Source organism: Variovorax flavidus (assembly GCF_030317145.1).
Lineage (GTDB): Bacteria > Pseudomonadota > Gammaproteobacteria > Burkholderiales > Burkholderiaceae_C > Variovorax > Variovorax flavidus.
Map to the genome: position 1 here is coordinate 809495 of NZ_JASZYE010000003.1, position 17479 is coordinate 826973.

Annotated in this window: 17 protein-coding genes; 15 read left to right on the top strand and 2 right to left on the bottom strand. The window is 66.0% G+C overall.

The features are described 5' to 3' along the window. Positions 1 to 49 precede the first annotated feature (49 nt). The 13 genes from QTH90_RS19065 to QTH90_RS19125 all read left to right on the top strand — a co-directional run bounded on the left by QTH90_RS19065 (position 50) and on the right by QTH90_RS19125 (position 11438). Positions 50 to 346 carry a ComEA family DNA-binding protein gene (locus QTH90_RS19065; protein ID WP_286666122.1) on the top strand — a complete coding sequence of 99 codons (297 nt, stop codon included), beginning with the start codon at positions 50 to 52 and terminating at the stop codon, positions 344 to 346. A gap of 177 nt (positions 347 to 523) precedes the next feature. Beyond that, complete coding sequence (locus QTH90_RS19070) at positions 524 to 1492, top strand: TRAP transporter substrate-binding protein (RefSeq protein ID WP_286666123.1); 969 nt, start codon at positions 524 to 526, stop codon at positions 1490 to 1492. Positions 1493 to 1495: 3 nt separating this feature from the next. After that, a complete protein-coding gene (locus QTH90_RS19075; protein WP_286666124.1) occupies positions 1496 to 2029 on the top strand; it encodes a TRAP transporter small permease in 534 nt (177 codons plus the stop codon). A 10-nt stretch (positions 2030 to 2039) separates the two neighbouring features. Beyond that, positions 2040 to 3353, top strand: a complete 1314-nt coding sequence (locus QTH90_RS19080) for a TRAP transporter large permease (protein WP_286666125.1) — start codon at positions 2040 to 2042, stop codon at positions 3351 to 3353. A 27-nt stretch (positions 3354 to 3380) separates the two neighbouring features. Next, positions 3381 to 3758 carry a fluoride efflux transporter CrcB gene (gene crcB / locus QTH90_RS19085; protein WP_286666126.1) on the top strand — a complete coding sequence of 126 codons (378 nt, stop codon included), beginning with the start codon at positions 3381 to 3383 and terminating at the stop codon, positions 3756 to 3758. Between the two features lie 40 nt (positions 3759 to 3798). Continuing rightward, positions 3799 to 6741 (top strand): monovalent cation/H+ antiporter subunit A, encoded by a 2943-nt coding sequence (locus tag QTH90_RS19090; protein ID WP_286666127.1) that lies wholly within the window; start codon positions 3799 to 3801, stop codon positions 6739 to 6741. Next, complete coding sequence (locus QTH90_RS19095) at positions 6741 to 7094, top strand: Na+/H+ antiporter subunit C (protein ID WP_286666128.1); 354 nt, start codon at positions 6741 to 6743, stop codon at positions 7092 to 7094. The genes QTH90_RS19090 and QTH90_RS19095 overlap by 1 nt, the downstream gene beginning before the upstream one ends. Beyond that, positions 7094 to 8794, top strand: coding sequence for a monovalent cation/H+ antiporter subunit D (locus QTH90_RS19100; protein ID WP_286666129.1), 1701 nt, complete (start codon positions 7094 to 7096; stop codon positions 8792 to 8794). Before QTH90_RS19095 ends, QTH90_RS19100 begins: the two co-directional genes overlap by 1 nt. Continuing rightward, entirely contained in the window at positions 8791 to 9282 is a 492-nt protein-coding gene (locus QTH90_RS19105) for a Na+/H+ antiporter subunit E (RefSeq protein ID WP_286666130.1), read from the top strand. Before QTH90_RS19100 ends, QTH90_RS19105 begins: the two co-directional genes overlap by 4 nt. Continuing rightward, positions 9279 to 9557, top strand: a complete 279-nt coding sequence (locus QTH90_RS19110) for a K+/H+ antiporter subunit F (RefSeq protein WP_162582030.1) — start codon at positions 9279 to 9281, stop codon at positions 9555 to 9557. Before QTH90_RS19105 ends, QTH90_RS19110 begins: the two co-directional genes overlap by 4 nt. A 16-nt stretch (positions 9558 to 9573) precedes the next feature. Next, entirely contained in the window at positions 9574 to 9948 is a 375-nt protein-coding gene (gene mnhG / locus QTH90_RS19115; RefSeq protein ID WP_286666131.1) for a monovalent cation/H(+) antiporter subunit G, read from the top strand. Positions 9949 to 10082: 134 nt separating this feature from the next. Further along, positions 10083 to 10913: an alpha/beta fold hydrolase gene (locus tag QTH90_RS19120; protein WP_286666132.1), complete on the top strand. Its 831-nt coding sequence runs from the start codon at positions 10083 to 10085 to the stop codon at positions 10911 to 10913. 117 nt (positions 10914 to 11030) lie between these two features. Further along, the gene (locus QTH90_RS19125; RefSeq protein WP_286666133.1) at positions 11031 to 11438 is read left to right on the top strand and encodes a hypothetical protein; all 408 of its coding nucleotides are present in this window, start codon (positions 11031 to 11033) and stop codon (positions 11436 to 11438) included. Here the strand turns inward: QTH90_RS19125 and QTH90_RS19130 are convergent. Then, positions 11432 to 14224 (bottom strand): ATP-binding protein, encoded by a 2793-nt coding sequence (locus QTH90_RS19130; protein ID WP_286666134.1) that lies wholly within the window; start codon positions 14222 to 14224, stop codon positions 11432 to 11434. The genes QTH90_RS19125 and QTH90_RS19130 overlap by 7 nt on opposite strands. A gap of 130 nt (positions 14225 to 14354) precedes the next feature. Here QTH90_RS19130 and QTH90_RS19135 point away from each other — a divergent pair, with 130 nt between their 5' ends. Then, on the top strand, positions 14355 to 14909 hold the full coding sequence (locus tag QTH90_RS19135) for a DedA family protein (RefSeq protein WP_286666135.1): 555 nt from the start codon (positions 14355 to 14357) through the stop codon (positions 14907 to 14909). An 18-nt stretch (positions 14910 to 14927) separates the two neighbouring features. Here QTH90_RS19135 and QTH90_RS19140 read toward each other — a convergent pair whose 3' ends face one another. After that, positions 14928 to 16271 (bottom strand): MFS transporter, encoded by a 1344-nt coding sequence (locus QTH90_RS19140; RefSeq protein WP_444814737.1) that lies wholly within the window; start codon positions 16269 to 16271, stop codon positions 14928 to 14930. 146 nt (positions 16272 to 16417) lie between these two features. Here QTH90_RS19140 and cyoA point away from each other — a divergent pair, with 146 nt between their 5' ends. Beyond that, a complete protein-coding gene (gene cyoA / locus QTH90_RS19145) occupies positions 16418 to 17479 on the top strand; it encodes a ubiquinol oxidase subunit II (RefSeq protein WP_286666137.1) in 1062 nt (353 codons plus the stop codon).

The following is a 17479-nucleotide window of genomic DNA, read 5'->3' on the forward strand; positions in this document are numbered from 1 at the left end:
GAACGCTTCGGCGTTCCTTGCATTTGCATAACAATGTCAGGGAGTTTGAATGTTTAAGAAGATCCTGGCCGTTTCGGCCATGCTGTTTGCTGCTGCCTCCTGGGCGGCTGTCGATGCCAACAGGGCGTCGGATGCTGAACTCGATTCGATCAAGGGCATCGGGCCCGCGCTCTCCAAGCGCATCATCGAGGAGCGCAAGCAAGGCGAGTTCAAGGATTGGCCCGACTTCATGAGTCGCGTCAAGGGTGTGAAGGAAAAGGCAGCGAGCAGGCTGTCGGGCGAGGGCCTCACGGTCAACGGCCAGACCTTCGGCAATGCCCCGGCAAAGGCCAGCGCCAAGCCCTGAGTTCGTCCACCGCGCGGAAGCACCGCGCTGATTGAAGGCCGCCCCACGGGCGGCCTTTTTCATTTCCTTGGCGTGCGGTTCAAGCCGAGCCATGGCAGGGAAATGCCCGAGCGATGGCCCGATATTTGCACGTATGCTCCCCGTCGCCTTTTTACTTTCGCACGTTCTGGAGAGCCCATGAATCACAAGTTCGGCATTGCACTCGCTGGCCTCACCCTCGGCGCAGCAGCCTTCGCGCAAACCAAGTGGGACCTGCCCACCGCCTACCCCGCCACCAACTACCACACCGAGAACATCGCGCAGTTCGCGAAGGATGTCGATGCGGCGACGGCAGGCAAGCTGAAGGTCACGGTGCATGCCAACGCCTCGCTCTTCAAGGCGCCTGAAATCAAGCGTGCCGTCCAGAGCGGACAGGCCCAGGCCGGCGAGATCCTGCTGGCCAATTTCGCCAACGAGAATCCGATCTACGCGCTCGACGGCGTGCCTTTCCTCGCCACCACCTACCCTGAGGCCAAGAAGCTCTACGACGCGTCCAAGCCGGCGATGGAGAAGCTGCTCGCCGCGCAGGGCATCAAGGTGCTGTTCATGGTGCCGTGGGCGCCGCAAGGCATCTATTCGAAGAAGGAGATCGGCTCGGTGGCCGACCTGCGCGGCATCAAGTGGCGCGCCTACAGCCCGGCCACGGCCAAGATCGCGGAGCTGATCGGCGCACAGCCAGTGCAGATCCAGCAGGCCGAACTCAGCGCCGCAATGGCGACGGGCGTGATCGAGAGCTACATGAGCTCCGGCTCGACCGGCTACGACACCAAGACCTACGAGAGCATCAAGAACTTCTACGACACCCAGGCGTGGATCCCGAAGAACGCGGTGCTGGTGAACCTCAAGGCTTTCGAAGCGCTCGACCCCGCGACGAAGGCTGCCGTCACCAAGGCCGCCGCCGATGCAGAAGCACGGGGCTGGAAAGTCGCGCAAGAGAAGAACGACGAGTACAAGCGGCTGCTCGCCGAGCGCGGCATGAAGATCCACAAGCCTTCGCCCAAGCTCGACGCCGACATGCGCCAGGTCGGCGGCATCATGCAGGCCGACTGGCTGAAGGCTGCCGGCGCGGATGGCGCTGCCATCGTCGACACCTACAAGAAGAAGTAGCCGATGCGCCGCTTCCTCGACCGTCTCTACGACGGGGCGGGTGCGCTCGCTGCGTTCTGCGTGTTCCTGATCTTCGTGCTCATGATCGTCGCGGGCGTCGGCCGGCAGGTGAACTGGCACGTGAGCGGGCTCAACGACGTGGTGGCATGGCTCTGCGCCGCGGCCGCGTTCTTCGCGATGGCCCACGCCTTCCGGCACGGCGACTTCGTCCGCGTGACGCTGCTTCTGGACGTCGTGTCGCCAAAGCTTCGACGCGCGCTCGACGTCACCTGCCTGCTGATCGCCGCGGTCGCCGTGACCTACCTCGCCTACTCGGCCACCAGCTTCACCTGGGAAAGCTACGAGTTCGCGGAGATGGCGACCGGCCTCGTCGTCATTCCGATCTGGATTCCGCAATCGACCTTCGTGATCGGCTGCTGGCTGCTGCTGATCGCGATGATCGACGAACTCGTCGGTGTCGTGCGCGGCGAGAAGCCGAGCTACCAGCGCGCAGTCGAGGAACGGCACGCCGCAGGCGATTTTTCCTCCGACGTCTAGAAGGCAATCAATGCTCGAAACCCTTCTGATGGGCGCGCTGCTGCTCGCCATCATGCTGGTGCTGCTGGCCGGCGGTGTCTGGATCGCGATGACGCTGGCCATCGTCGGCTGGGTCGGCCAGGCCTTCTTCACCAACACGCTGCCCGCCAAGAACCTCTTTTCGTCCTTCTGGGAATCCAACGCGTCCTGGGAGCTGGCGGCGCTGCCGCTCTTCATATGGATGGGCGAGATCCTGTTTCGCACCAAGCTGAGCGAAGAGATGTTCGAGGGCCTGCGCCCCTGGCTCAACCGCGTGCCCGGACGCCTGATGCACACCACGATCCTCGGCTGCGGCGTGTTCGGCTCGGTGTCCGGATCGTCCGCCGCGACCTGCGCCACCATCGCCAAGGTCGCGCTGCCCGAACTCGTGCGCCGCGGCTACAACGAGAAGCTGGCCATCGGCTCACTCGCAACTGCGGGCACCCTGGGCATCCTGATCCCGCCATCGATCACGATGGTGGTCTATGCGGTGGCAGCCGATGCGTCGATCATCCGCATCTTCCTGGCCGGCTTCCTTCCGGGGCTGTTGCTGATGGTGCTGTTTTCGGGCTACATCGGGTGGTGGAGCCTGCGCCATCCAGATCAGGTGCCGCCAGCCGATCCGCCGACCAGTTTCATGGAGAAGATCCGCCTGTCGGGGAACCTGATTCCCTGCGCGCTGCTGATCATCTTCATTGTCTGGGTGCTGGTCGCAGGCTGGGCGACAGCCACGGAATGCGCGGCCTTCGGGGTGCTGGGTTCCCTGGCCATCGCGGCCTGGGGCAAGAGCCTCACGTGGCAGAACTTCAAGGACGGGATCATGGGCGCCACGCGCACCAGCTGCATGATCATGTTCATCCTTGCCGGCGCAGCCTTTCTGACCAAGACCATGGCCTTCACCGGCATCCCGCGCGAACTGGCCGAGTGGGTCGACAGCATGCACCTGTCGCCCTACGCGCTGATCGGCGCACTGGTCCTGGTGTATCTCGTGCTCGGCACAGCGCTCGACGGCATCTCGATGATCGTGCTGACGAGCGCAGTGGTGCTGCCGATGATCCAGAAGGCCGGCTTCGATCTGGTGTGGTTCGGTATCTTCATCGTGCTGCTGGTCGAGATCGCCGAAGTCACGCCACCGGTCGGCTTCAACCTGTTCGTGCTGCAGAACATGACAGGCAAGGACAGCAATGTGATCGCCAAGGCGGCCATTCCCTTCTTCTTCTGCCTGGTGCTGTGCATCGTCTGCATCACGGTGTTCCCGAGCATCGTGACGATCCTGCCCGACGTCGTGATGGGCGCCGAGAAATAGCCGGGTCCTTGCAAAGATAATCGCCCGATGCTGCTCAATGTCATCGTCATCTGCGTTTCTGCCTGCATCGGTGCGCTGCTGCGCTGGGGGTTCGCGATGTGGCTCAATCCGGGCGGATTGCTCCCTTGGGGCACGCTCGCGGTGAACCTCATCGGCGGCTACCTCGTCGGCCTGGCAATCGCGGGGTTCACCGCGATGCCCGATATCGATCCCGCGTGGCGTCTCATCGTGGTCACGGGCTTCCTGGGCTCGCTGACCACCTTTTCCAGCTTCTCGGCGGAGGTCGTCGGCATGATCGTCGGCGGACGTCCCGGCCTTGCGCTAGGCACCGTCGCGTTGCATCTCGGCGGCTCGCTGCTGCTGACGTGGCTGGGCTTCCGTACGGTGCAGCACTTCATCTCCTGAACGAGCTCGGTGCAAAGGTCGATCGATAGAATCGATCGCAATGCCCCTCGTATTTCTCGTCGCTCTTCCCTTCATCGCCAGCGTGCTCGCGGCACTGCTGCCGTCGAATGCGCGCAACCGGGAATCGACGCTGGCGGGATTGGTCGCGCTGGGCTGCGCGATCCAGGCCGCATGGTTCTTTCCGCACCTCGCCAATGGGAACGTGATCCGGCAGGAGATCGAGTGGCTGCCCGCCCTCGGCCTCGATCTCTCCTTCCGCATGGACGGCTTCGCATGGCTGTTCTGCATGCTGGTACTGGGCATCGGCGCGCTGGTGGTGCTCTATGCGCGCTACTACATGTCGGCGTCGGATCCGGTGCCGCGCTTCTTCTCGTTCCTTCTCGCGTTCATGGGCGCGATGATGGGCGTGGCGCTCTCGGGCAACCTGGTGCAGATGGTGTTGTTTTGGGAGCTCACCAGCCTGTTCTCCTTTCTGCTCATCGGCTACTGGCACCACCGGCGCGATGCGCGGCGGGGCGCCAGCATGGCGCTTGCGGTCACCGGCGCAGGTGGCCTCTGCCTGCTGGCGGGCGTGCTGGTGCTGGGCCGCATCGTCGGCAGCTATGAGCTCGACATCGTGCTGGCCTCGGGCGACCTGATCCGCGCACATCGCCTCTACCCTGTCGTGCTGGTGCTGGTGCTGCTCGGCGCCTTTACCAAGAGCGCACAGTTCCCCTTCCATTTCTGGCTCCCACGCGCCATGGCAGCGCCCACACCGGTGTCGGCCTACCTGCATTCGGCCACGATGGTGAAGCTCGGCGTATTCCTGATGGCGCGCCTGTGGCCCGCGCTCTCCGGCACCGAGCAGTGGTTCTGGATGGTGGGCGGCGCCGGCGCCATCACCCTGCTGCTCGGGGGCTACGTGGCGATGTTCCAGCGCGACCTCAAGGCGCTGCTCGCCTACTCGACCATCTCGCATCTCGGGCTCATCACCTTGCTGCTGGGCCTCAACAGTCCGCTGGCAGCCGTCGCTGCGGTCTTCCACATCATGAACCACGCGACCTTCAAGGCATCGCTCTTCATGGCGGCGGGCATCATCGACCATGAAAGCGGCACGCGCGACATCCGCAAGCTCAGCGGGCTGCTCAAGCTGATGCCGATCACCGGCACGCTGGCCATCATCGCAAGCGCGTCGATGGCGGGCGTGCCACTGCTCAACGGCTTCCTGTCCAAGGAGATGTTCTTCGCGGAGACCGTCTTCATCCAGTCGACGCCCTGGGTCAACTGGAGCTTGCCGGTCATCGCGACCATTGCGGGGATCTTCAGCGTCGCCTACTCGGCGCGCTTCGTGTTCGACGTGTTCTACGGACCGCCCTGCGCCCCCCCTGACGTGCCGAAGCAGCCGCACGAGCCACCGCACTGGATGCGCGTGCCGGTGGAGCTGCTGGTGCTGATCTGCCTGGTGGTCGGCGTGGCGCCGGCCTGGTCGGTGGGCGCCTTCCTCGCCACGGCAGCGATGCCAGTGGTCGGAGGCAACCTGCCGGCGTACAGCCTGGCGCTGTGGCACGGCTTCAACCTGCCGCTGCTGATGAGCTTCGTTGCGCTGGCCGGCGGCGCGGTGCTCTATGTGCTCCAGCGTCGCCGCCGCGCACGCGGCGCGCTCGAGTTCACGCCGCTCATGCATGGTCTCGATGGCCAACGCGTGTTCGAGAACGTCCTCGCACGACTCAGCGAAACCGGTCGCCGCAGCCGGCGCCTTCTGGGCACGCGTCGCCTTCAGACGCAACTGCTGCTGCTTGTCGCGGTGGCACTGGCGGGCGCGGGCGCATCGCTCTGGTTCACGCCAGCCGCTCGCGGTTCGCGCGAGTTGCTCCCCTTCTCGCCGATGTTCGCGATGACCTGGCTCATCGGCTGCGTCTGCGCGGTCAGCGCAGCATGGCAGGCGAAGTTCCACCGCCTCGCTTCGCTGATGCTGGCGTCCGCTGCCGGGCTCGTGTGCTGCATCACCTACATCTGGTTCTCGGCGCCCGACCTCGCGCTCACGCAGTTGGTGGTGGAGGCGGTGACCACGGTGCTGATCCTGCTCGGACTTCGATGGCTCCCGATGCGTACCGCCAAGCCGGAACCCATCCGTTCGATGCTGCGGCCCTGGGGGCGGCGCGGGCGTGACCTGATCGTCGCCATCGCGGCCGGCGCCGGCATGGCCGCGATCGCATGGACGGTGATGACGCGGCCCTTCCCGCAGAGCATCTCGCCTTTCTTCCTGGAAAACGCCCTGGCCCTGGGCGGCGGGACGAACGTGGTCAACGTGATGCTGGTCGACTTCCGCGGCTTCGACACCTTCGGCGAGATCACCGTGCTCGGTGTCGTCGCACTCACCGTGTATGCGCTGCTGCGGCGCTTCCGCCCCGCGCCCGAATCGATGGCCCTGCCGCCGCAGCAACGCGTGCAGCCCGACGACGGCAGCAGCGACCTGCTCAATCCGCGCCGCGCCAAGGACACTGCGGTGGGATACCTCATGGTGCCTGCCGTGCTGGTCCGGCTGCTGCTGCCGCTGTCGGTGCTGGTGTCGGTCTATTTCTTCATGCGCGGCCACAACCAGCCGGGGGGCGGCTTCGTCGCCGGGCTCGTGATGTCGGTCGCGCTGGTGCTCCAGTTCATCGTCTCGGGCACCGAGTGGGTCGAGGAACACCTGCGCATCTATCCGCGACGCTGGATCGCGGTCGGGCTGATGCTCGCGCTGGCCACGGGCGGTGGCGCGGTGGTGCTCGGCTATCCCTTCTTGACGACGCACACGGCGCACCTGCATCTGCCGCGGCTCGGCGAGATCCATGTGCCCAGCGCGCTGTTCTTCGACATGGGTGTGTTCGCGCTGGTCCTCGGCGCGACCATGCTGATCCTCACGTCGCTGGCCCACCAGTCGATCCGCAGCCATCGCTGGGTCGACGAGCAGGCCGAAAAAGAAGCCGCGCGTGTCGCAGCCGAAGCGGAGGGCGCGGCCTGATGGAAATCGTCCTCGCCATTTCTATCGGCGTGCTCACCGGCTCGGGCGTGTTCCTGCTGCTGCGTCCGCGCACGTTCCAGGTGATCATGGGTCTCACGCTGATCTCCTATGCGGTCAATCTCTTCATCTTCAGCATGGGCCGCCTCAAGATCGACAGCGAGCCAGTGCTGATTCCCGGCTTCACGGCCACGCTGGCCAACACGGCGGACCCGATGCCCCAGGCGCTGGTGCTCACCGCCATCGTGATCGGCTTCGCGATGACGGCCCTGTTCCTGGTTGTTCTGCTGGCCTCGCGCGGGCTCACCGGCACCGACCATGTGGACGGCGAGGAACGGCGGGAGCAGCAGGAATGATGACCTCGCTCTTCCGCCTGCTGGACCGGCTGCTCGACTTCAGCATGCCGCACCTGATCGCCGTGCCGATCCTGGTGCCGATGCTGACGGCCGCGCTGATGCTGCTTCTCGGTGAGCAACGCCGCCGCACGAAGTCCGCCCTGAGCGTGGTGTCGGGCCTCATCGGCCTCCTCGCCGCGCTCGCGTTGCTGCGCTGGGTCAATGCCGCGGACACCGGCGGCGGGCCCGGCTCGATCGGGGTCTACCTGCCCGGCAACTGGCGCGCGCCCTTCGGCATCGTGCTGGTGGCCGACCGGCTGTCGACGATGATGGTGGCGCTCACCGGCGTGGTGGCCTTTGCGGCATCCATCTATTCGACTTCGCGCTGGGATCGGGCGGGCGTGCATTTCCACCCTCTGCTGCAGCTCCAGCTCATGGGACTCAATGGCGCCTTCCTGACGGGCGACCTGTTCAACCTCTTCGTCTTCTTTGAGGTGATGCTGGCCGCGTCCTACGGACTGCTGCTGCACGGCTCCGGGCGACTGCGCGTGCAGGCCGGCCTGCACTACCTGGCGATCAACCTGGCCGCGTCGTCGCTGTTCCTGGTCGGTGCCGCGCTGCTCTACGGCGTGACCGGCACGCTCAACATGGCCGACCTCGGCGTGCGCATCGCGCAACTCGCGCCGGCTGACCGCGGACTGGTCCATGCCGCAGCCGCCATCCTCGCAACGGCGTTCTTCGCCAAGGCCGGCGCGTGGCCGCTGAACTTCTGGCTGGTGCCGGCCTACAGCGCAGCCGTCTCTCCGGTGGGCGCAGTGTTCGCGCTGCTGACCAAGCTCGGCATCTACACCGTTCTGCGTCTGTGGACCCTGCTCTTCGCACCCGACACGGGCGCTTCCGCGCAGTTCGGCCAGGGCGTACTGGTCACGATCGGGCTGTCCACGTTGTTTGTCGGCGCGCTCGGCATCCTCGGCACCCAGCGGCTCTCGAACCTCGCCGGTTTCAGCGTGCTCGTGTCGGCCGGCACCCTGCTGGCTGCCATCGGGTTCGGCCAGCCGGCCATGTGGGCCGGCGCGCTCTACTACCTGCTGAGTTCGACGCTGGCGGCGAGTGCCTTCTTCCTGCTGATCGACATGATCGAGCGCTGGCGCAATGCCGGCATGAGCATCGCCCCGCACGAGGCGGCCGGCGGTGCGCCCTTCCTCTCGGAAGACCTCAGCCGGCTCGACGACGTGAACCTCGACGACGAGGCGCAAGCCCTCTATGGGCGCGCTATTCCGGCCGGCGTGGCCTTCCTCGGCCTCAGCTTCGTCGGGTGCACGCTGCTGCTCACTGGCCTGCCGCCGCTGTCCGGGTTCGTGGGCAAGTTCGCCATGTTGTCGGGCCTGTTCGGCGCCGAGCACATCACCCCGGCTGCCTGGACCTTCATGACGCTGCTGCTCGTCTCGGGATTCTTCACGCTGCTCGCCCTGGCACGCACAGGCATCCGTCATTTCTGGACGCAGGTGCACGCCACCATGCCCGCGCTGCCCGCGCTCGAAGTGCTCCCGGTCGCCGCGCTGCTGGCCGCCTGCTTCGCGCTGACATGGGAAGCCGGGCCCGTGATGCAGCATGCCGCCGCCACCGCGGAGGGCCTGCGCTCGCCGACCGCCTACCGCAACGCCGTGCTCGGCGCGCAGCAGGTGCCCAGCCCCGCCGCCAAACCGGAAGCCGCGAAATGAAGCGCTGGATCCCTTCGCCGCCGTTGTCGCTGGGCCTCTTCGTGGTCTGGCTGCTGCTGAACCAGTCGATGGATGCTGCGACGCTCCTGCTCGCAGCCATCCTCGCCCTCGTGGTGCCGCTGCTGACCCAGTCGCTGCGACCCGCCACGGCGAAGATGCGCCGGCCGGGCCTCGCGCTGCGGCTTTGCGGCGTCATCGCCTTCGACCTCGTGCATTCGGCGCTCACGGTGGGGCGCCTGCTGCTCACCCGCCGCAGCGCCGACATGAAGCCGCGCTTCGTGCACGTGCCGCTCGAGATGCGCGACCCCAACGCGCTGGCGGTGCTCGCGATGATTCTTTGCCTCACGCCCGGTACCGCCTGGGGCGAGATCTCGTTCGACCGTTCGAGCCTGCTGATCCACGTATTCGACGAGGCTGACGAGCAGGCCTTCATCGCCATGGTCAAGTCGCGCTACGAGCGCCCGCTGATGGAGATCTTCGAATCATGACGCCAGTTCTCTTCTGGGCGCTCAAGCTCGCGCTGCTGCTGCTCGCGGTGGCCATGCTGTGCGCCGTCGCACGACTGCTCATCGGCCCCACCGCGCAGGACCGCGTGATGGCGCTCGACTGCCTCTACATCAACGGCATGCTGATGATGCTGGTCCTCGGCATCGTGTACGCGAGCAACGTGTACTTCGAGGCCGCGATGCTGATCGCGCTCTTCGGCTTCGTCGGCTCGACCGCACTCGCGAAATTCCTGCTGCGAGGCGAGGTGATCGAATGAACAAGGAAGCGACGTCATGACGGATTTCATCATGGGCCCGCTGCCGCTCTGGGCGGAGCTTCTGACGGCGGTGTTCGCCGTGCTGGGCGCCGCGTTCGCCGCCGTCGGCTCGTTCGGACTGGTGCGCCTCCCCAATTTCTTCCGGCGCATCCATGCGCCCACGCTCGGTGCAACGGTTGGCGTGTGGTGCATCACGCTCGCGACCATCATCTACTTCTCGGTGCAGGGCGGAAACCTGTTCCTGCACGCCACACTCATCGCCCTCTTCGTCGCGCTCACTGCGCCGGTCACCACGATCTTCCTGATGCGCGCGGCCCTGTTCCGGGAACGGCAGAAAGGCGGCAACGTTCCCTCCCCCGAGCCGGCATCGCCGGCCGGTCGCGCGCCGTAGGATCCGGCCAGCCTCTCATTGGAGGCCTTGTTCCTCATCCATCGGTATAGGTTTGGGCGGTCCCAATGGGCCTACCCCTCCCGACGTGCCAGGGAGAGCATTCGATCGGCAGAAGCCGCTGATCGGAACACCCCATGGCAGGCATCCTCGTCGGACGCGAAAACTCCAGGCCCATCGAGCTTCACTACGAGGACCACGGCGCCGGGCCGCCCGTCGTGCTCATCCACGGCTGGCCGCTCGGCAGCGATTGCTGGGAGAAACAGATCCTCGCATTGCTCGACGCCGGCCACCGCGTCGTCGCCTACGACCGGCGCGGCTTCGGGCAATCGAGCCGTGCCATCAGCGGATACGACTACGACACCCTCGCCGAAGACCTTGACCAGCTGCTCAAGGTGCTCGACCTGCGCAATGCCGCACTCATCGGCTACGGCATGGGCGCCGGCGAGGTCATGCGCTATCTCGGCACGTTCGGATCGGATCGCGTGAGCCGGGCCGTGCTGGTCGCCGCGCTGCCGCCCCTGCCTTCCAGGTCCGACAGGAATCCCGATAGGCTGGACCGAAGCACCTTCGATGACATGCGTACCGCGCTCGAGAAGGATCGCCCCGCCTTTCTCAGGCACTTCCTGGAACAGGCCTGCAACTTCGACGAACTCGGCGGAACCCTGGTGAGTGAAGAGAGCATTCGCGCGAGCTGGACCCAGGCGATCCAAACCTCCGCCATCGGAACATTCGAAGGGCTCGCCGCATGGCTCACCGACTTTCGCGACGACCTCAGGCGCATCGACGTTCCCGTGCTCGTCATCCACGGCGACGCCGACCGCGTGTACCCCATCGACCTCTCCGGCCCGCCGCTGTCACATGGCATCGAAGGCGCTCGACTGGTCGTCCTGCGCGGCGCACCGCACGGCCTGCTCTGGACGCACGCGCCGCAAGTCAACGCCGAGCTGATCCGCTTTCTTGCCTGAGCCATCGGCAGGACCAGCCGTCAGGGATAGCCGCTACTGCCCCTAAGGGCAATTGGCCTTCGTCGCACGAAGGAGGATCATGGCGCGTCCCTTCGATGATGTTTCCTGGAGTTTGATATGAAGAAGATTCTTGCTTTGACAGTCGCAATGGCCATCGGCCAGATGGTCGCCCTGAGCGCGCACGCACAAGCCATCGGTGTCGACGACAAGGCCGCCGCCCGCGCCGAGCGCAAGAAGGAAGGTTCCGAAGCCGCACGAGGACCGCAGATCGGCGAAGGCCAGCCGATTCCCGACGCCAGGCCCAAGACTACGCCGCAGGAACGTTCCGCTGCACGCAGCTCTCGCAAGGCCGTCGGCGCCGAAGCAGCCAAGGGGCCGCAACTGGGTGAAGGCGATCCCATACCCCACGCCGAACCGAAGGTGTCGGGCGCGGACCGCTCGACGGCCCGCAAGGCACGCAGGACCGCAGCGGCACAAGCCAACAAGTCCGGCCAGATCAAGTCCAAGGGCGAGACGAGCTACTGAGTCCAGCCGGGAGGCGCCCATTGCGCCAGCAAGGCATCGGCGGCCCGCAGGTCCGCCGTGGCGAAGCCCTCGGTGAAGCGCCCTCTCACCCCTCCCAGCAACTCGTGCGCCGGGGCGACACGCCCCTGCTCCTGCCACAGACGGCCCAGGCTGGTCGCCGTGCGCAGCTCCCACGACAAGGCGCCCTGGCGCCGCGCCAGTTCCATCGACCTGAGAAAGAGCGACTCCACGTCGCTCGCGTCGGCGCCGCGCGCCTTCAGGTTTTCACCGTGTGCCCGAAGGATCTCCGGCGCACACCAGCCAACCTTGCCGCACTCGACGCGCTCGATGCCCGTCGCACCGACCTGAGCCGCCACGAGCGTGCCGAACATGTCCATCTGCTTGGGATCTGACGGCGACACGAGCGGCACTTGTTGCGACAGCACGCGCTCGTAGTTGCGTGCCCATGATTGCCAGTACTCGAGCGCGTACTTGGCAGATTGCTCGCGCAAGGTCTGCGCCAGGCTTCGGGCCGCGACGATGTCTCCCGACCACAAAGCCACCGGGCACGCCGCCCAGGCCAGCGCATGGCAGACGCCAAAGGCCACGTCGGACAGCGCGAATTCGAAGGCCTCGGAAGCCGTGCCGGCCGCCTGCTCCGGATAGCCCTCGATCCACTGGATACGCGCCAGGATGATGCGCATCGACACGCGGCGATCGACCGACGGCAGCTTGCTCTTGACGAACTGAAGCTGCTCCAGGGGACGGTCCAGCACGCGCCCCGCGAAATGGCGCGCCGCTGCGTGATGGCCCAGGCAGTGTTGCGACTGCGCCATCATCCGGTCGCTGACCAGCATGGCCACTGCATCGGCGTCTGCCTTGGCCGCGGCCGCCATCGTGTCGGCGAGGCGGAGGGACTCCACATACTCCGCGGACGTGAAAGCGCCGACCCACAGGCCGAAGAGCGATTCGATCCTGTGTTGGGTCTGGCCGGTCTGCTCCGCCAGTTCGAAAGCGCGCCCGAAGGCACGCCTCGCCACGTCATGCGCACCGCGCGTCTGTCCCGCGAACGCGCCGAGCGCGACATGGAGGCGGAGCTCCACCAGCGGTTGCGGCGTTTCGAGAGACGCAATATCGCCAAGAGCCCGCTCGACGCGAACGCGGTACTCGTCGAGCAGCGACAGTTGATGTGCCAACGATGTCGACGCTTCCGTCAATCGCACGCCGAGCGCGGCGTCGCCGGCGAGCGAAAACGCCCAGTCCAGGGCGGCACGCACCTCGTCGATCAAGCGGCCATAGGTCGCGAGCCATTGCGATCGCACCGTCGCCGGTGCATCGACGTCAGTGGCGCTCAGCAATTCGCACAGGTGCTCGGCATGCCTGCGGAAGATCTTCGGACCCTCGTCGCTGCGGACCAGCTTTTCCAGGGCGTAGGTCCGCGTGGTGTCGAGCAGCCGATAGCGCGTGACCTCGTCGTTCACGTCGACCGTCACGAGCGATTTGGCGGCCAGCGTGGTGAGATCGCCCAGCACGTCGACTGCACCGAAGGCACTGTCGACCACCGCGACCGCCCCAGCCGATTCGAGCGTGAAGCTGCCCTTGAACACGGCGAGTCGCCGCAGGGTGACGCGCTCACTGTCGGACAGCAGTTCGTAGCTCCAGTCGAGCAATGCACGCAGGGTCTGGTGGCGCGCGAGCACGGTGCGGCGTCCGCTGGTCAGCAGACGGAAGCGGTCGTCCAGCCGGGCGACCAGTTCCCGGATGCCGAAGAACCCCACGCGTGCCGCAGCAAGTTCGATCGCCAGCGGCAGGCCGTCGAGCCGGCGGCACAGTTCGCCGGCCAGCGGCGCATCGGCATCGGTGAGTTCGAAGCTGTCCAGCGTGGCCACCGCGCGCTCGACGAAGAGCTGGACGGCCGGGTAGCCCAGTGCCGCGGCGGCGGTCGGATGGGTCGATTCCGGCGGCGCTGCCAGGGACGCGAGACGGACCACCCGTTCGCCCTCGGCACGCAACGGCTCGCGGCTGGTCGCCAGCAGGTGGATGCCGGGCGCCGCCTTGAGCACGCGTACCGCGAGTTCGGCGGCGGCCTCGATCACATGCTCGCAGTTGTCGAGCACGATCAGCAGGCGCTTGTCCTGCAGATGCGTGACGAGGCCGGACACCGGATCGTCGATGGCGACCGAGACATCAAGCGCCGCAGCCAGCGCACTCGGCACAAGCTGTGGATCGGCGAGCAGTGCAAGATCGACGAAGCGCGCGCCGTCCGGGTAGCTCGCCAGCGTGTCCTCAGCCACCGCGAGCGCGAGCGTGGTCTTGCCCATGCCCCCCGGCCCCACGACGCTGACGAAGCGGTGACGGGGCAACGCGGCCGCCAGCGATTCGACGAACTGCGAGCGCCCGATCATCCGGGTGAGGCGCACGGGCAGGTTGTGAATCGGCCGGTCGGCCGCAGCCGGGGATTCGCTCGCGATGACCCGTTCCAGGGGCCGGAAGACCGGTGCGACGAAACAGTAGCCCCGCCCCGGCACATTGGCGATGTAGCGCAGGCCTTCCTGGCCATCGCCGAGCGCCCGCCGCAGCGCGGCGATGTGCACGCGCAGGCTGTTTTCTTCCACGACCGTATCCGGCCACGCATGGGCGATCAGCTCATCCTTGCTCACGACGTCGCCGGCCCGTTGGGCCAGGAGCGTGAGGATGTCGAAGGCCCGGCTACCCAGGCGCAGCGGCTTCTCCCCTTCGAGCAGCAGTTTCTGCGAACGCAGCAGCCGGAAAGGTCCGAAATGCAGGGCGCCTTCGATAGCTGGCATGAGTGCTTGAGACATGGAGTGTGTGCGCCAGGATGCGGCCGCGGAAGGACCCGCGGCGCGCGGGGCCTCGCAGCCTACATCCGTCCAGGCTTCGCTTTCCTTACGCGTGCCTGGCTGCATGATGGCGCCCATGCATCTCTCCGAACTGCTCCAGCAATATGGCTATGTCGCAGTCTTCATCGCGGGCCTCTTCGAGGGCGAGACCATCCTCATGCTCGGCGCCTTCGCCGTGCATCAGGGGTATCTCTCGCTGGTGCCGCTGATCGCCTGCGGAGCGGCGGCGGCATTCATCACCGACCAGTTCTACTTCCACCTCGGGCGCCGCAAGGGTGCCGCCTTGCTGGCGAGTCGGCCGAAGCTACGGGCCCACATCGAGCGCGTCGACGGGTTCGTGTCGCGCCATCCGGTGGCGACGATCTTCCTCATGCGATTTGCGTGGGGATTGCGCATCGCGCTGCCGGCGACGCTGGGCATGGGCCGGATGTCAGCGGCGCTCTATGCGGCGCTCAGCGCGATGGCAGCGGTCGTCTGGGCGACGACGGTGAGCCTCTTCGGCGTGAAGCTCACGGGCTGGATTCATGCCTCCGTCGGCCACCTGCGTCCGTACGAGCATGATCTGATTGCTGCCGCGCTGGTCATCACGCTGGCGGTCGCGCTGCTCAGGCAGTGGCGGTCCAGGCGCTGAACCCGCCACCGCATCGGTTCAATCGCGGATTTCGAGTGCGCGATTGACCCTGAGGGCAACGAGCGTGCAGACCGCGCCCGAAAGCAGGTAGACGCTCACATAGCCCAGTCCGAAGTTGGCGGACAGGCCCAGCGCCACCAGCGGCGCGAAGGCCGCGCCGAACAGCCAGGCCAGATCGGAGGTCAACGCGGCGCCGGTGTAGCGGTACTTCGACTCGAAGTTGGCGGTCACGGCACCCGCCGCCTGGCCGTAGGACAGCCCCAGCAGCACGAAGCCCAGCAGGATGAAGACGTCCTGTCCAAGACGACCGCCATCGAGCAGCGTCGGAGCGAATCCACTGAACACGGCAATGAGCGCGGCGAGGCTGCCCAGCGTCTGGCGGCGGCCGACGCGGTCGGCGATCACGCCGGAGGCGACGATGCCGATGGCGCCGAGCACGGCACCGATCATCTGGATCACCAGGAACTCGGTGACGGACTGGTTGGAGTACAGCGTGATCCACGACAGAGGGAACACGGTGATCAGGTGGAACAGCGCATAGCTCGCCAGGGCTGCAAAGGCGCCGATGACGATGTTGTAACCCTGCGAACGCGTCAGCTCGACCACGTCGGTGGGCTGGAGTTCGCGCGCTTCGAGCAGGCGGTCGTACTCGTTGGTGGACACCAGGCGCAGCCGGGCGAACAACGCGACCACATTGATGGCAAATGCGACGTAAAAGGTGTAACGCCATCCCCAATCCAGGAAATCCTCGGTCGTCAGGCTGGAATAGAGAAACGCGAACAGCGCACTGGCCAGGAAGAAGCCGACCGGCGCACCCAGTTGTCCCAGCATCGCGTACCAGCCGCGGCGGTTGGCCGGGGCATTGAGCGCGAGCAGCGAAGGCAAGCCATCCCACGAGCCGCCGAGCGCCAGACCCTGGCCCACGCGCAGGATCGACAGGAGCACGATCGAGGCGAAACCCATGCTGGCATAGCCGGGCAGGAAGGCGATGCCGGCCGTGGAAACGCCCAGCAGGAACAGCGCGATCGTCAGCTTGGCCTCCCGCCCGAACCGTCGCTGGACGGCCATGGAGATCACCGTGCCGAAGGGCCGTGCGATGAAGGCGAAGGAGAAGATCGTGAAAGCGAAGAGCGTGCCTTCGAGGCGGTTCTCGAAGGGGAAGAACACCGCCGGAAAGACCAGGACCGACGCTATCCCGTAGACGAAGAAGTCGAAGTATTCGGACGCACGGCCGATGACCACGCCGACGGCGATCTCCGACGGGGTGACGTGCGCATGATCCGCGTCGCCTTCGGGGCCTTCGTGGAGGGTTTCGTGCAGCGGGGATTCGGTGCTGGAGGGACTGATGCCGGACATCATCATTTCTACTGTGCTTCGTGTGTCATCTGTAAATGACGAGCGTCTCACTGAATGAAGATTGCCGCCATAGGACAAAACGTCCAATATCCGGCACGGGCCAAAACAAGTAGATTGTGGTCCCTTTGCGCTCCATACGCTCATCCTTCGGCATGCCTCCCCTCAAGAACCTTCGCGGACTGCTCCTGCTCCCGCTCGCCCTGTTGGCGGGCTGCAACACGGTGGTGCTGAACGCGTCCGGCGACGTCGCCCGCCAGCAGGGCAACCTGATCGTCGTCTCCACCGTGCTGATGCTGCTGATCATCGTGCCAGTCATTGCACTGATCGTCTTCTTTTCATGGAAGTACCGGCAGTCCAACAAGCAGGCCAACTATTCACCGGACTGGGACCACTCCACCGAGCTTGAACTGGCCATCTGGGCGGCGCCGCTGCTCATCATCATCGCCCTCGGCGCGATCACGTGGATCAGCACGCACACGCTCGACCCCTACCGGCCGTTGCGCCGCATCGACGTCCAGCGCCCCGTGCCGGAAGGAACCAAGCCCCTGACCGTCGAAGTGGTCGCCCTCGACTGGAAGTGGCTGTTCATCTACCCCGAGCAAGGCATCGCCACCGTCAACGAACTGGCCGCGCCGGTGGACCGGCCGATCGTCTTCAAGATCACCGCTTCGTCGGTCATGAATTCCTTCTTCATTCCGGCGCTGGCAGGGCAGATCTACGCCATGCCAGCCATGGAAACCAAGCTCAACGCCGTCATCAACGAGCCGGGCGAGTTCGAGGGCTTTTCCGCCAACTACAGCGGCGCGGGCTTCTCCGGAATGCGCTTCAAGTTCCACGGCTTGAAGGACACCGACTTCGACCAATGGGTGCAAAAAGCCAAGGCGGGCGGTGGCGAACTGACCCGCGAGCGCTACCTGGAACTCGAACGCCCCAGCGAACGCGAGCCGGTGCGCCGCTTCGCCGCCGTTGCGCCGGACCTGTACGACGCGATCCTCAACCGCTGCGTCGACCGCAACAAGATGTGCATGAAGCAGATGATGGCCATCGACGCGAGCGGCGGCCTGAGCGGCCCGGTGGGTGCGTACAACATCACCACCAAGCCCTTGCAGCCTGACCAGAATTCCCCGATCCGAACCTATGTCACGGCGATGTGCACCGTCGACGATCCCGCCGGCATGTCCATTCCGCGTTCCAACCTTCGCATCGAGAACTAA